This window comes from Streptomyces sp. NPDC048825, from assembly GCF_043198355.1.
Lineage (GTDB): Bacteria > Actinomycetota > Actinomycetes > Streptomycetales > Streptomycetaceae > Streptomyces > Streptomyces xiangluensis.
Window position 1 is genome coordinate 189964 of record NZ_JBICUR010000019.1, and the last position, 13750, is coordinate 203713.

General features: G+C 70.1%; 11 protein-coding genes and 1 pseudogene. 3 read left to right on the plus strand and 9 right to left on the minus strand.

Annotated features, from left to right (window positions below):
- Nucleotides 1–9: 9 nt before the first annotated feature.
- The gene (locus ACGFNK_RS36540) at nucleotides 10–864 is read right to left on the minus strand and encodes a phosphotransferase enzyme family protein (protein ID WP_393422968.1); all 855 of its coding nucleotides are present in this window, start codon (nucleotides 862–864) and stop codon (nucleotides 10–12) included.
- A gap of 248 nt (nucleotides 865–1112) precedes the next feature.
- Between ACGFNK_RS36540 and mgt the strand changes: the two are divergent.
- Nucleotides 1113–2340 (plus strand): annotated as a pseudogene (gene mgt / locus ACGFNK_RS36545) (macrolide-inactivating glycosyltransferase); the annotation flags it as partial.
- A gap of 12 nt (nucleotides 2341–2352) precedes the next feature.
- Here mgt and ACGFNK_RS36550 read toward each other — a convergent pair.
- Together ACGFNK_RS36550 and ACGFNK_RS36555 are read right to left on the minus strand one after the other, a co-directional pair.
- Nucleotides 2353–2898 (minus strand): DUF1697 domain-containing protein, encoded by a 546-nt coding sequence (locus ACGFNK_RS36550; protein ID WP_393423010.1) that lies wholly within the window; start codon nucleotides 2896–2898, stop codon nucleotides 2353–2355.
- Between the two features lie 80 nt (nucleotides 2899–2978).
- The gene (locus ACGFNK_RS36555; RefSeq protein ID WP_393422970.1) at nucleotides 2979–4187 is read right to left on the minus strand and encodes a S8 family peptidase; all 1209 of its coding nucleotides are present in this window, start codon (nucleotides 4185–4187) and stop codon (nucleotides 2979–2981) included.
- Between the two features lie 416 nt (nucleotides 4188–4603).
- On the opposite strand from ACGFNK_RS36555, the gene ACGFNK_RS36560 reads away from it, so the two are divergent.
- A complete protein-coding gene (locus ACGFNK_RS36560; RefSeq protein ID WP_393422972.1) occupies nucleotides 4604–6877 on the plus strand; it encodes an MMPL family transporter in 2274 nt (757 codons plus the stop codon).
- A 107-nt stretch (nucleotides 6878–6984) separates the two neighbouring features.
- Nucleotides 6985–8025: a ketopantoate reductase family protein gene (locus ACGFNK_RS36565; RefSeq protein ID WP_393422974.1), complete on the plus strand. Its 1041-nt coding sequence runs from the start codon at nucleotides 6985–6987 to the stop codon at nucleotides 8023–8025.
- Between the two features lie 72 nt (nucleotides 8026–8097).
- Here the strand turns inward: ACGFNK_RS36565 and ACGFNK_RS36570 are convergent, their stop codons facing one another.
- The 6 genes from ACGFNK_RS36570 to ACGFNK_RS36595 all read right to left on the minus strand — a co-directional run.
- Nucleotides 8098–8907 (minus strand): sirohydrochlorin chelatase, encoded by an 810-nt coding sequence (locus tag ACGFNK_RS36570; protein WP_393422976.1) that lies wholly within the window; start codon nucleotides 8905–8907, stop codon nucleotides 8098–8100.
- Between the two features lie 20 nt (nucleotides 8908–8927).
- Complete coding sequence (locus ACGFNK_RS36575; protein ID WP_393422978.1) at nucleotides 8928–9842, minus strand: ABC transporter permease; 915 nt, start codon at nucleotides 9840–9842, stop codon at nucleotides 8928–8930.
- Nucleotides 9829–10617, minus strand: coding sequence for an ABC transporter ATP-binding protein (locus tag ACGFNK_RS36580; RefSeq protein ID WP_393422980.1), 789 nt, complete (start codon nucleotides 10615–10617; stop codon nucleotides 9829–9831). The genes ACGFNK_RS36575 and ACGFNK_RS36580 overlap by 14 nt, the downstream gene beginning before the upstream one ends.
- A 41-nt stretch (nucleotides 10618–10658) precedes the next feature.
- Nucleotides 10659–11768, minus strand: a complete 1110-nt coding sequence (locus tag ACGFNK_RS36585) for an aliphatic sulfonate ABC transporter substrate-binding protein (protein WP_393422982.1) — start codon at nucleotides 11766–11768, stop codon at nucleotides 10659–10661.
- Between the two features lie 256 nt (nucleotides 11769–12024).
- Nucleotides 12025–13380 (minus strand): sulfate adenylyltransferase subunit 1, encoded by a 1356-nt coding sequence (locus ACGFNK_RS36590; protein ID WP_393422984.1) that lies wholly within the window; start codon nucleotides 13378–13380, stop codon nucleotides 12025–12027.
- Between the two features lie 2 nt (nucleotides 13381–13382).
- A partial coding sequence (locus tag ACGFNK_RS36595) for a phosphoadenosine phosphosulfate reductase family protein (protein ID WP_393422986.1) occupies nucleotides 13383–13750 on the minus strand: 368 nt, incomplete at its 5' end.

Sequence of the window (13750 nt, forward strand, 5' to 3'; positions counted from 1 at the left end):
AGCCGGGCCTCAGAACGAGTACCACCGCACGGTCGCGTCCCCCTCCCGCAGCGAAGCCACCCGCCGCTCGAACTCCTCCAGCGCCTTCGGGTTGCTCGGCGCGTGCTGGGCCACCCAGGCGCAGCTTGCCGTCTCGCGCGCCCCGCGCAGCACGCCGCAGCCGTCCCACTCGCGCACGTCCCAGCCGTACGCGTGCGTGAAGGAGTCGTACGCCTCGGCGGGGAGCCCGTAGCGGTCGCGGGACAGGGCCATGACCACCAGGTCGTGCTCGCGCAGGTCGGCGGAGAAGGTCTCCAGGTCGACCAGGACGGGACCGTCCGGGCCGACGTGGACGTTGCGCGGGAGCGCGTCGCCGTGGATCGGGCCCGGCGGCAGCTGCGGGGTGAGCTGGGCGGCGGCCGTCGTGAAGCCGTCGCGGCGATCGCGCAGATACGCGGCGTCCGCCGGGTCGATCGCGTCGACCGCGAGCCGCAGCCAGCGCTCGACCCCGCCCAGCAGCTCGCGGCGCGGCAGGTCGAAGGCGGGGGCGGGCAGGGCGTGCACCCTCCGCAGCAGCTCGGCCAGATCGCGGGGCTCGGCGGGGCGTACGGGATCGGGCAGCCGGTTCCACACCGTCACCGGGTGACCGGCCACGAGCCGCGCCTCGGGCTCGGCGGCCCGCACCGCGGGAACGCCCGCCGACGCGAGCCAGAGCGCGACGGCCAGCTCCCGCCGCGCCCGGTCGAGGAGTTCGGCATCGCGCCCCACCTTGACGACCAGGTCACCGGCGGCGAACACGGCGTTCTCGCCCAGCGCGAGCAGCTCCGCCCCGGCCTGCCCGAACCCCGCTGCGGTGAGCACGTCCCGCGCCCGTGCCTCGTCCATCGCTCGCCTCCCGTGACCCGCAGTCTGATACAGCCCCGCGCCCCTGAGAGGCCTGCGGCCTCCTCGGGGGTGCGGAACCGCACCGGACTTCGGCAAGTCCGCCTGGTCCGGCATCAGACACGTACGCGCCGCGTGCCGGCGTATGACGTCGAGATCGCGCCATACACCGCTCAGTGTCGCATTCGCCCAGGTGGGAGCCCTCGACAGGCCCCCGCCACCGCGGAAACGGGACGTCCGAAAATAGATTCCACGAGACGTATCGTCTTGCGTATGGTCGCCGACATGACCACTCCACGCCCCGCACACATCGCCATGTTCTCCATCGCCGCCCACGGGCACGTGAACCCGAGCCTCGAGGTCATCCGGGAGTTCGTGGCCCGCGGGCACCGAGTGACGTACGCGATCCCGCCCGCCTTCGCCGAGAAGGTCGCCGAGACCGGCGCCGAGCCCAAGCTGTGGAATTCCACGCTGCCCACCGATGACGACCCGGACGCGTGGGGGACCGAGCTGATCGACCACGTCGAGCCGTTCCTCAGCGACGCCCTCCAGGCGGAGCCGCAGCTCGCAGCCGCGTACGAGGGTGACGAGCCGGACCTGGTGCTGTACGACATCACGGCCTACCCGGCCCGGACCCTGGCCCACCGCTGGGGCGTACCGATCGTGCAGTTCTCGCCGAACCTCGTGGCCTGGGAGGGGTACGAAGAGGAGGTCGGCAAGCCGATGTTCGAGCCGCTCAAGCAGACACCGCGCGGCAAGGCCTTCTACGAGACCTTCGCGCGCTGGATCGCCGACAGTGGCATGGAGCTCAGCGTCGAGGACTTCATGGGTCGCCCCGACCGCTGCCTCGTCCTCATCCCCGAGGCACTCCAGCCCAACGCCGACCGGGTCGACCGGAGTCGCTACACCTTCGTCGGCGCCTGCCAGGGCGACCGCTCGGCGCAGGGCGACTGGCAACGGCCGGCCGACGCCGAGCGCGTACTGCTCGTATCCCTGGGATCGACTTTCACCAAGCAGCCCGCCTTCTACCGCGAGTGCGTCGAGGCCTTCGGGGACCTGCCGGGCTGGCACATGGTGCTCCAGATCGGCAAGCACGTCGACCCGGCCGAGCTCGGCACGATCCCCGCCAACGTGGAAGTACGGGACTGGGTCCCGCAGTTGGCGATCCTCAAGCGGGCCGACGCCTTCATCACCCACGCGGGAGCGGGCGGCAGCCAGGAGGGTCTGGCGACGGCTACGCCGATGGTGTGCGTACCCCAGGCCGTCGACCAGTTCGGGAACGCCGACATGCTCCAGGCGCTCGGCGTCGCCCGCCACGTACCGATGGAGGAGGCGACCGCGAAGACCCTGCGCGAGGCCGTACTCGCGCTGGCCGGTGACCCGGAGGTGGCCGGGCGGCTCAAGGAGATCCAGGGGCAGATGGCGGCCGAGGGCGGCACGCAGCGGGCGGCGGACCTGATCGAGGCGGAGCTCGCGGCGGTCAACTCCGGGTCAGCTCCGGGTCAGCTCCGCGAGCTTGACCACGGTGTTCCAGTTGCGGGTGGTGGCGATCAGGCCCTTCACCAGCCGGGGCTTCGACAGGGCCTCCGCCAGCTTGGAGCGGCCGAGGCCATCGGGAGCGTACAGGTAGAGGCAGCGGTCCCCGAGGCGGAACTCCTCGGGGAGGAAGGCTTGTTGGTCGATCGACGCGAACCGTTCGGGGGCGACCTGCGCGGAGAAATACGTGATGTGCAGCTGTTTCGGCTGGAGTTCGGCGGCCGGGAACGGGCAGGCCTCCAGCACCGCCTGGAGGTAGGTGTGGTCGCGGACCAGGACGTCGACGGTGAAGCCGAAGCGCTTCTCGATGGCCGCGGTGATGTCCGCGGCCAGGGAGTCCTCGTCGCCACTGTCCGCGGTGAAGACCGCGTTGCCGCTCTGGAGGTAGGTGCTCACCCCGCCGAGACCGAGTCCCTCGAGCAGCGTGCGCAGTTCGGCCATCGGCACCTTCTTGCTGCCGCCCACGTTGATCCCGCGCAACAGCGCCGCATACGTCGTCATCGGCACACGATAAAGCGGCCGCCGTGCCCCGTGGGGGCGGGCACGACGGCCGCGGTCGGAGACGTTACGGCACTTACGCGTTATTCAACGAGCTTCAGGAGCTTGTTCGGCGTGCCCGGGGACGCGTTGGAGATCGTGTCCGCGGTCGCGCCGTCGGTGAGCGCCTGGGTGACCGCCGCCGGGTCGGCGTCGGGGTGGCCGGCCAGATAGACGGCGGCGGCGCCCGCTACGTGCGGAGTCGCCATGGACGTACCGGAGATGGTGTTGGTGGCGTCGTCGCCGGTGTTCCAGGCGGAGGTGATCTCCGAGCCGGGGGCGTAAAGGTCCACGGAGGAACCGAAGTTGGAGAAGTCCGACTGCTGGTCGTCCTCGGTGGAGGAGGCGACCGTGATGGCCTCGGGGACGCGGGCCGGTGAGCCCTGGCTCGCGTCGGCCGACTCGTTGCCCGCCGCGACTGCGAAGGTGACGCCGGACGCGATGGCCTTCTGTACGGCCGCGTCGAGGGCTTCGTCGACCCCGCCGCCGAGGCTCATGTTGGCGACGGACGGACCCTCGTGATTGGCGGTGACCCAGTCGATGCCCGCGACGACCTGCTCGGTGGTGCCGGAGCCCTGGTCGTCGAGGACCCGGACGCCGACGATCTTCGCCTTCTTCGCCACGCCGTGCGCCTCGCCCGCGATGGTGCCCGCGACATGCGTGCCGTGGCCGTTGCCGTCCTGCGCGGTGTTGTCGTTGTCGACCGCGTCGAAGCCGTCAGAGGCACGGCCGCCGAAGTCGCTGTGGCTGACGCGGACACCGGTGTCGATGACGTACGCGGTGACGCCCTCACCCGCGCTGTCGGGGTAGTTGTACGCGCCGTCGCCCGCGGTCGCGGTCTGGTCGATGCGGTCCAGGCCCCAGGAGGGCGGGTTGGCCTGGGTGGCGTCGATGTGGAACTTCTTGTTCTGGACCACCTTGGCGACCGACGGATCGGCGGCCAGCCGCTTGGCCTCGGTCTGCGAAAGGCCGGACGCGGAGAAGCCGTTGACGGCCGAGGCGTACGTGCGCTTCAGGGAGCCGCCGTACTCCTGGGCGAGGTCCTTCTTGGCGCCCTTGGTGGCCTTCTCGTCGAGCAGCACTATGTAGCTGCCGGAAACGGCGCCCTTGGCGTCGAGGCCGTAGACCTTGCCCTCGGCCGGAGTTGCGGCGCCGGCGGTGGTCCCGGCGAAGACGGTCACGCCCACCGCGGTGGCGGTGGCGGCTATGGCCGCGGTCAGCTTGATTCTGCGGGCACGCTGGTTTTTTGCCATGAAGAGGGGTCTCCTCGTGGTTTCTGTGGGGGGATTCGTGGGGGGTAACTCGCCGCCGGGCACCGAAAGTTACCCGGCGGTTGGCACGAAACCCTGACTGATCGACGCGCGCAGATCAACACCTACATACACCTGTGACACATTCAACAAGTGTTCGCAATAACAAAGCGGTTGAGGGGCGACAGATCGGACGGGGCGTCCGACGGGCCGGACATCATGACTGCGACCCTCGGACACCCCCTTTACGTGTAGGGGCCACCTCCTCCCCAGTGCGGAGGTCACGGGGGCCAAGGGGAGGACTCGGGCCTCCGTCACTTCACCGGGCAGCACGACGAGATGCCCTTATCCGGCCCCTACCTTCAAAGCGAGGGAGGCGGCAGGGGGCCGTCAACCCGAGACAAGGGGGCAAGCCCGTCATGGGGAACGGAGACACACGGGTGCGGGGCATAGCCGCCCGGGCCGGCGGCTGGAGTGCCCGGCACCGCTGGGCGGCCGTCGGGATCTGGATGCTGTTCGTCGTCCTGACGATGGGGCTCGGCTCCGCGGCGGGCACGGTCGAGGTCAAGGACAGCGATCAGATCAGCGGCGAGACCAGCCAGGCAGCGGTCATCGCCGAAGAGGCGGGCATCGACGAGCCGGCCGGGGAGACCGTGCTCGTCCAGGCCAAGGACTCCGGCATGAAGGCGACGGACGCGGACTTCCGCGCCGCCGTCACGGCCGTGATGCAGGCGGTCGAGAAGACCGGCGAGGTGACGGCCGTGACCTCGCCCTACGAGACGGACACCATCTCCAAGGACGGCCGCAGCGTGCTCGTGCAGTTCGACATGCGCGGCGAGGCGGACACCGCGGGCGAGCGTGTGGAGCCCGTACTCAACGCCGTCGAAGAGGTGCAGAAGGACCATGAGTCGCTGACGATCGAGCAGATCGGCAGCGCCAGCATGATGAAGACGTTCGACGACGCGTTCGGTGAGGACTTCCAGCAGGCGGAGTACTCCGCCGTGCCCGTGGCGCTCGGCATCCTGCTGGTCGCGTTCGGTGCGGTGGTGGCGGCGCTGGTGCCGGTGGCCCTTGCGATCACCGCGATCATCGCGACGATGGGTCTGATGGGCATCGTCAGCCATGTGATGCCCATGAGCGACACCGCCAGCTCCGTGATGCTGCTGGTGGGCCTCGCGGTCGGCGTCGACTACTGCCTGTTCTACCTTCGGCGCGAGCGCGAGGAGCGTGCGGCCGGACACGACCCGCAGACCGCGCTCCAGATCGCGGCGGCGACCAGTGGCCGCGCCATCGTCGTCTCCGGTGTCACGGTGTGCGTGGCGATGGCGGGCATGCTGTTCACCGGCATCGCCGAGTTCGAGGGGATGGGCCTGGCCTCGCTGATGGTCGTGGCGGTCGCCATGGTCGGTTCGGTGACGGTGCTGCCCGCTCTGCTCTCGCTGCTCGGCGAGCGGGTGGAGAAGGGGCGGATCCCGTTCCTGCACCCGGACAAGCGGCGTAAGCGCAAGGACGGTTCGGCCGGCGGCGAGAGCCGGTTCTGGAAGAGCGTGCTGCGGGTGGTGCTGGCGAAGCCCGCGATCTCGCTGGTCGTGGCGGCCGGCGCACTGCTGGCCATCGCGGCTCCCGCGCTCGGCATGAAGACCCAGAACCTCACCCTCGACCAGGAGTTCGGCGACTCGCTGCCCATCGTGGCGACGTACGACCGGGTCAACGAGGCCTTCCCGGGCGGTTCCGATCCGGCCGAGGTGGTCGTCAAGGCCGACGACATCAACTCGCCGGAGGTGAAGTCCGCGATCGCCGACTTCCGTGCCCAGGCGGTGGAATCGGGTGCCTCACGCGGCCCGGTCGACGTCAAGGTGCACGACGCGCAGAACATCGCCTTCGTGTACGTACCGCTGGTGGGCGGCTCGGACCTGGACAAGGCGGAGAAGAGCCTTGAGACCATCCGCGACGAGGTGCGCCCGGCGACGCTCGGCAAGGTCGACGGCCTCGAGGCGCCGGTCACCGGTCAGGTCGCGGGTTCGAAGGACTTCAACGACCAGCTCGCCGGCGCGGTGGCCCCGGTCTTCGCCTTCGTCGTGGTCTTCGCCTTCCTGCTGATGCTGCTGTCGTTCCGCTCGCTGACGATCGCGATCACCTCGATCGTCCTCAACCTCCTTTCGGTGGGGGCGGCTTACGGCATCCTCGTCGGCGTCTTCCAGCACGGCTGGGGTGCCTCGCTGGTGGGCGCGGAGGGCGTGGGCGCCATCATCACCTGGCTGCCGCTGTTCCTCTTCGTGATCCTCTTCGGCCTGTCCATGGACTACCACGTGTTCGTGGTCTCCCGGATCCGTGAGGCGCGGATGCGGGGCCGCACGACAAAGGACGCCATCCAGCACGGTGTCGTCACCACGGCCGGTGTCGTCACCAGCGCCGCCGTCATCATGGTCGCCGTCTTCGCGATCTTCGGCACCCTGTCCATGCAGTCCATGAAGCAGATGGGCGTGGGCCTCGCGGCGGCGGTCCTCATCGACGCGACGATCATCCGCGGCGTCCTGCTCCCCGCGGCGATGGCCCTCCTCGGCGAACGCAACTGGTACTTCCCGAAGTGGCTCAACCGCCTCCCGGACCTCACCCACGACGAGTCCCCGCAGGGCCCGGTGCCCTCGTCGCCTCCGCCGCCGGCGGTGGAGGGGGAGAAGGTGGGAGTTTGATCTTCTCGCGGTAGTTCGGTACGTGGCCGGGGGGTGCGCATCCCGGCCACGTTGCTGTGTGCGGAATCTTGATGGCGGGTACACGCGACTGTGGCAGGCTCTGAGCTATGCGATACATCATCATCGGAGCGGGGGCGGTGGGCGGGGCGATCGGTGGTCGCCTCGCCGGGGCCGGGGCCGGGGCCGGGGCCGGGTGCGAGGTCGTGTTGGTCGCGCGGGGCGCACAGTACGAGGCGCTGCGCGAGCGTGGGTTGCGGCTGGTGGTGCCCGACGGGCCGCACGTCCATCGGTTGACCACGGTCGACGGGCCGCACGCCCTCGGGGAGTTGCGGGCGGACGACGTGCTCGTGCTCGCCGTCAAGACGCAGGACAGTGCGGCAGCCCTGGAGAGTTGGGCTCCCGTCACGGTGGCGGGCGGAGGGACGGCGGGTGAGCGATTGCCGCTGGTCTGCGCGCAGAACGGGGTGGAGAGCCAGCGGCTCGCGCTGCGGCGCTTCCGGCGCGTGTACGGCATGTGCGTCTGGCTGCCCGCGGCCTTTGTCGAGCCGGGCGTCGTGTCCGCCGCCGGCACGCCGCTGACCGGCATTCTGCACCTCGGCCGCTACCCGTCCGGCACGGACGAGACGGCCCGCCGTATCGCCGCCGACCTGGAGAAGTCCCGGTTCGAGGCGCCGGTCGTGCCCGATGTGACGCGCTGGCAGTACGCCAAGCTCCTCGGCAACCTCGCGAACGCGATCGAGGCGGTCAGCGGCGTGCTCACCAGCGAGGAGGGCATCGCGCTCTACGACCGCGTCCGCGCGGAGGGCGAGGCCGTGCTCGCCGCGGCGGGCATGGCGTACGCCGGTGACGAGGAGCAGAAGCAGGCCCGCGCGGACAAGATGCGGTTCGAGCCCTTCGACGGCTCCGAGCGTGGTGCCGGCTCCTCCTGGCAGTCGCTTCACCGCGGCACCGGCACGATCGAGGCCGACTACCTCAACGGCGAGATCGCCCTCCTGGGCCGCCTGCACGGCGTGCCGACCCCGCTCAACGAACTGCTGCAACGGCTCGCGAACGACTTCGCGCGCGAGCGCAGGGAGGCGGGGTCGATGCCGGTGTCCGAGCTGACACGGCTGGCAGGCGAGGCGGTCGCGTCTGTTCAAGAGGACTGAGCGCCGCTTCTGCTCGGGAGGGGAAGCAGCCGCGGGTCGTTCAGGGAAGAAGCGGCGGGCGTCTGCGGCTGCTCAAGCGCCCAGCGCCGCCAGCACCGGCACCCGCGCCTCGTCGTATCGCTCCAGCAGTACGCGCGCCACCTCCGGCGACGGCCCCAGCACATCCGCCAGTACGTCCGCCTCGGCCGCGCCCCGCGCGATCCGGTCCGGCAGGAAGCCGGGGGCGAGGACGTACGGTGCCACGGCCACGCGGGCGCAGCCCAGCGCCCGCAGCTCGCGTACCGCGTCCTCCGTGCGGGGGAGGGATGCGGAGGCGAACGCAGGTCGCACGGCGCACCAACCGGTGTGCCGCCACTCCCGCGCGATTTCTGCGATCACTGCGATCGCCTCCGGGTCGGTGGACCCCGCCGAGGCCAGCACGACCCCGGTCGAGGACTTCATCCGGCCGACTTGGCTCCGCCACGCGGGGTTTTCGGCCGGAGGTCCGGGGGTTGTCCCCCGGGACAATGCAGTGGCCGGGCTCAACCCGGCCTCGTACAGCCGCCGCTCGAGTGCGGCGGTCAGCAGCGGCGACGGGCCGAGCACCTCGGCCTGCCGGATCCGCAGCCGCGACGGTGCCTCCCGCAGCACCGCCGGGATGTCGGCCTTCGCGTGGAAGGCGCGGGAGAGGAGGAGGGGGAGTGCCACTACGTCCCGTACTCCCTCTGCCGCCAGTGACTCCAGCACCGCGGGGACGGACGGGATGTTGAAGTCCAGGAAGCCGGTCTCCACGCGCAGGCCCGGACGCATGGCGCGTACTCGGCGCACCAGGGCGTGCACCGTCGCGGCATGGCGCGGGTCGCGGCTGCCGTGGGCGATGACGAGAAGGACCGGTCGGCGCATGGGACGTGACACTCCTCGGGTCAGGGGTTCACGAGGAGACCGCGGCTGCGCAGCACCCGCCGCTCCAGCGGACTGAAGATCAGCAGGTCGATGGCGATACCGACGATCAGGATCAGAAGGATGGCGAAGAAGACCATGGACATGCTGTTCGCCGTACGGCCGTTCTCCAGCAACTGGCCGAGACCGATGCCCAGTTCCGGCGAGGACGCGATGATCTCCGCGGCCATCAGCGAGCGCCACGAGAACGCCCAGCCCTGCTTCAGACCGGCCAGATAGCCGGGCAGCGCGGCGGGCATCACGATGTGCCAGGTGCCGCGCAGGCCCGTCGCCCCGAGCGTACGGCCCGCCCGCAGGAACAGCGGCGGCACCTGGTCGACGCCCGACACCAGACCGTTGGCGATGGAGGGCACCGCGCCCAGCAGGATCACCGCGTACATCATCCGGTCGTTCAGGCCCAGCCACAGCACGGCCGGCGGCACCCAGGCCACCGACGGCAGTGACTGAAGGCCGGACAGGATCGGGCCGATCGCCGCCCGGACGAATTTCACGCGCGCCACCAGCAGACCCAGCGGCGTACCGATCGCCAGCGCCATCAGGAAGCCCAGCAGCCCGCGCGAGACGCTCGTCCAGATGTACTCGTGGAGCGTGCCCTGCAGCCAGGCGTCCCGGACCTCGCTCCAGACCTCGGACGGCGCGGGCAGCTTGTAGCTGTCGACGACCTTCGCCCACACCAGGATCTGCCAGACCACCAGGACCAGGAGTACGGCGACGACCGGCGGCAGGATCTTGTCGACGAGGGTCTTCCGGAATGGCGTACGTCCCGTCTGCACCGTTTCCAGGGCGTCCAGGCCCGCTTCGAGTCCGGCGAGATCGTTGCCGTTCCCGGTGGCCTTGCCCCCGGTGGCTTTGGTGTCCGTCGCCTCAGTGCTGGCCATGACGGCGGATCTCCCCACGCAGTTGTTCGGTGATCTCTACGGACAGCTCCGCCACGGCGGCGTCCTCGATGCGGCGCGGCTGCGGAATGCCGACCGTCCACTCCCGGGCGATACGGCCGGGGCGCGAGGACAGCAGCACCACGCGCTCGGCAAGCCGCACCGCCTCGCGCACGTTGTGCGTCACGAACAGCACCGACAGATTCGTCTCGCGCCAGATGCGGGTCAGCTCGTCGTGCAGCACGTCCCGCGTGATCGCGTCGAGTGCCGCGAACGGCTCGTCCATCAGCAGGAGTTTGCTGTCCTGCGCGAGCGCGCGGGCCAGCGCGACGCGCTGCCGCATACCGCCCGACAGCTCGTGCACGCGCTTGCCGTACGCGCCCTTCAGCCGGACGAGCTCCAGCAGTTCCTCGGCCTTGTCGCGCCGCTCGGACTTCGCGATGCCCCTCAGTTTCAGGGCGAGTTCGATGTTCTTGCCCGCGGTCAGCCACGGGAAGAGGGCGTGTTCCTGGAACATCAGCGCCGGGCGGCCGTCCGTGGTGATGCCGCCGGCGGTCGGCCGGTCCAGGCCCGCCACCAGGTTCAGCAGCGTCGACTTGCCGCACCCGGAGGCCCCCAGGAGGGTGACGAACTCGCCGGGCGCGACATCGAGCGTGATGTCGTCGAGGACCAGCTGCTGTCCGGCCGGGCCGGCGAAGGACTTCGAGACATGCTCGATGCGCGCGGCGTGCGCCACCGACGTACCGGCGTCGGCGGCCTTGGCGAGGGCGGTTGCCATGGTCGTCACCTCCTGTGAACTCAACGTGTGGGCTTCGGGACTTACTTGACGCCGAGACCGGCGTCGTCGACTTCGGGCTTGCCCTCGGCCTTGAGGACCTTGTTCAGTGGTGCGAGGTCGTAGATGCCCTTGAGGTCGGGCTTCTCGAGCAGACCCGCGTCGACCGCGTGCCGCGCCTCGGCGCCGAGGGTGGCGGCCAGCGGATCGTCGGTGAACCGGATCGACTTCCAGGCCGGATCGAGCACCTCGGCCGGCAGCGGCTTGGCGGTCAGTTCCTCGAGCTTGGAGTTGGCGGCGGCCTTCGCCTCGTCCGGGTGGGCGTTGATCCACGCGTTGGTCTTCACCGAGCCGCGCAGTACGGCCTCGACGACGTCCGGGTGCTCCTTGAGGAACGTCTGCGACACGATGATGTTCGTGATCACGAACTTCTTGTCCGGCCACAGATCGGCCTCGTCGAGAAGCACCTTGCCACCCTCCGCGACCAGCTTGGACGCGGTCGGCTCCGGCACCCACGCACCGTCCACGGAGCCGGACTTGTAGGCATCGGGGGTGATCTTGTTGTCCGTACGGACCACGGACACATCGCCCTTGCCGCTCTCCGCGTCGACTTTCCAGCCCTGCTCCGCGACCCAGTTGAGGAACGCCACGTCCTGCGTGTTGCCGAGCTGCGGAGTCGCGATCTTCTTGCCCTTGACGTCCTTCAGGGACTTGATCTTCTCCGGGTTCACCACGAGCTTCACACCGCCCGACGCCGAACCGCCGATGATGCGCAGTCCCTTGCCCTCGGTCGTCGAGTAGCCGTTGATCGCGGGCGACGGGCCGATCCAGCCGATGTCGATGGACTTCGAGTTGAGCGCCTCGATCTCGGCAGGACCCGCGTTGAACTGCGAGTACGTGGCCTGTGTGCCCCCGAGCTCCTTCTGGAGCAGCCCCTTCTCGTCACCGACGAGCGCCGTGGCGTGGGTCAGGTTCGGGAAGTAGCCGATCCTGACGGTGTCGGCGGAGAGCTTCTTGCCCCGGGCGGCGACGTTCGCCGTGCCGTTGTCCTTGGCCTGGGAGCCGTACCCGCAGGCCGACGCGGCGAGCGCCAGCAGGGGCACGGCCACCACCACGGCGAGGCCGCGGCGGAGGGCGGAGTGGGTGGCAGGCACGGGAGGGGTTCCTCTCGTCGGCCCGGCGGTCACGCTCTCAGGTCGTGGCCGGGGGATCGGCAGGGGGTTTTCGTCGATACGGGGCGCGCCGGCAATGCGCGTGCACCTTCCCCGCTGAGGGCGTCACACCACACATCGGGCCACCCCGCCCTGCCCTCCCCCAAACTCCGTTCGGGGGCACCCCCAGCCGAGAGCGCCGCTTCCTACGCGGCCGCCCTCCTTCGCGAACGTCGAGAAGAAGTCATCGGTGGTCATGTCAGAAGTCCCAGCCGTCGTCGTCGGCCTCGGTCTTCACCGGTTCCGGCGAGGCGAAGGACTCGCCGACCATGCCCGCGGTCAGCGTGGTGCCGTCCGCCGGGTCGATCAGGATGAACGAGCCGGTGCGCCGGGAGTCGGCGTACGCGTCGACCGGCAGCGGCTCGGCGGTACGGATCTTCACACGGCCGATGTCGTTGGCGACCAGGTGCCCCGGGTGCGGGTGCAGGGACAGGTCGTCGAGGGTCAGCCGGGACGGGATGTCCTTGACGATCGCCTTGACCGTGCGAGTGCCGTGCTTGAGCAGCACACGGTGGCCGATCGTCAGCGCCGCGTCCGCGACGTGGCACACGGTCGCCTCGATGTCCTGCGTGGTCGCGGGCGCGTCCTTGCTGGGCACGATCAAGTCGCCGCGCGAGATGTCGATGTCGTCCTCCAGCAGGACGGTCACCGACTGCGTCGTCCAGGCCACGTCCACCGGCTGGCCCAGCAGATCGATCCCGGAGATCTTCGACGTACGGCCCGAGGGCAGCACGGTGATCTCCTCGCCGACGCGGAACGCACCGGCCGCGATCTGGCCCGCGTAGCCGCGGTAGTCGGGGTGCTCGGCGGTCTGCGGGCGGATCACGTACTGCACGGGCAGACGCGCGTGGCAGGTGGCCAGGTCGTGGGTGACCGGGACCGTCTCCAGGTGCTCCAGGAAGGTCGGGCCGCCGTACCAGTCCATGTTCGCGGACGGGTCCACCACGTTGTCCCCGGCGAGCGCCGAGATCGGGATCGCGGTGATCTCGGGGACGCCCAGTTCGGAGGCGTACGCCGTGAACTCCTCGGCGATCGCGGCGAACACGGTCTCCTGGTAGTCGACGAGGTCCATCTTGTTGACGGCCAGCACCACGTGCGGAACGCGCAGCAGAGCGGCGATCGCTGCGTGCCGGCGGGTCTGCTCGACGACGCCGTTGCGGGCGTCGACCAGGATCACCGTCAGCTCGGCCGTGGAGGCACCCGTCACCATGTTGCGGGTGTACTGCACATGGCCTGGGGTGTCGGCGAGGATGAACCGGCGCCGGGCGGTGGCGAAGTAGCGGTACGCCACGTCGATGGTGATGCCCTGCTCGCGCTCGGCCCGCAGACCGTCGGTGAGCAGCGCGAGGTCGGGTGCGTCCTGACCGCGGCTGCGCGAGGCGTGCGCGACGGCCTCCAGCTGGTCGGTGAGGACCGACTTGGAGTCGTGCAGCAGCCGTCCGACGAGCGTGGACTTGCCGTCGTCGACGGACCCCGCGGTCGCGAACCGCAGCAGGGTCGTCCCCGACAACTGCTCGACCGACAGCGGCTCGGTGGGTTCGGTGGTGCTGGTCATGGTTAGAAGTACCCCTCGCGCTTGCGGTCTTCCATCGCGGCCTCGGACAGCTTGTCGTCCGCGCGGGTCGCGCCCCGCTCGGTGAGCCGGGAGGCGGCGATCTCGGTGATCACCGCGTCCAGCGTGGTGGCGTCGGAGTCGACGGCGCCGGTGCAGGACATGTCGCCGACGGTGCGGTAGCGGACGAGGCGCTTCTCGACGGTCTCGCCGTCCTTCGGGCCGCCCCAGTCACCGGCGGTCAGCCACATGCCGCTGCGCTGGAACACCTCACGCTCGTGCGCGAAGTAGATCTGCGGGAGTTCGATCTTCTCTCGGGCGATGTACTGCCAGACGTCCAGCTCGGTCCAGTTGCTGAGCGGGAAGACGCGGA

What these genes read in the sequence shown, in the direction of transcription:
- ACGFNK_RS36540 (WP_393422968.1), bottom strand. Translation starts at nt 864, where the DNA reads ATGGACGAGGCACGGGCGCGGGACGTGCTCACCGCAGCGGGGTTCGGG.
- ACGFNK_RS36550 (WP_393423010.1), bottom strand. Translation starts at nt 2,898, where the DNA reads ATGACGACGTATGCGGCGCTGTTGCGCGGGATCAACGTGGGCGGCAGC.
- ACGFNK_RS36555 (WP_393422970.1), bottom strand. Translation starts at nt 4,187, where the DNA reads ATGGCAAAAAACCAGCGTGCCCGCAGAATCAAGCTGACCGCGGCCATA.
- ACGFNK_RS36560 (WP_393422972.1), top strand. Translation starts at nt 4,604, where the DNA reads ATGGGGAACGGAGACACACGGGTGCGGGGCATAGCCGCCCGGGCCGGC.
- ACGFNK_RS36565 (WP_393422974.1), top strand. Translation starts at nt 6,985, where the DNA reads ATGCGATACATCATCATCGGAGCGGGGGCGGTGGGCGGGGCGATCGGT.
- ACGFNK_RS36570 (WP_393422976.1), bottom strand. Translation starts at nt 8,907, where the DNA reads ATGCGCCGACCGGTCCTTCTCGTCATCGCCCACGGCAGCCGCGACCCG.
- ACGFNK_RS36575 (WP_393422978.1), bottom strand. Translation starts at nt 9,842, where the DNA reads ATGGCCAGCACTGAGGCGACGGACACCAAAGCCACCGGGGGCAAGGCC.
- ACGFNK_RS36580 (WP_393422980.1), bottom strand. Translation starts at nt 10,617, where the DNA reads ATGGCAACCGCCCTCGCCAAGGCCGCCGACGCCGGTACGTCGGTGGCG.
- ACGFNK_RS36590 (WP_393422984.1), bottom strand. Translation starts at nt 13,380, where the DNA reads ATGACCAGCACCACCGAACCCACCGAGCCGCTGTCGGTCGAGCAGTTG.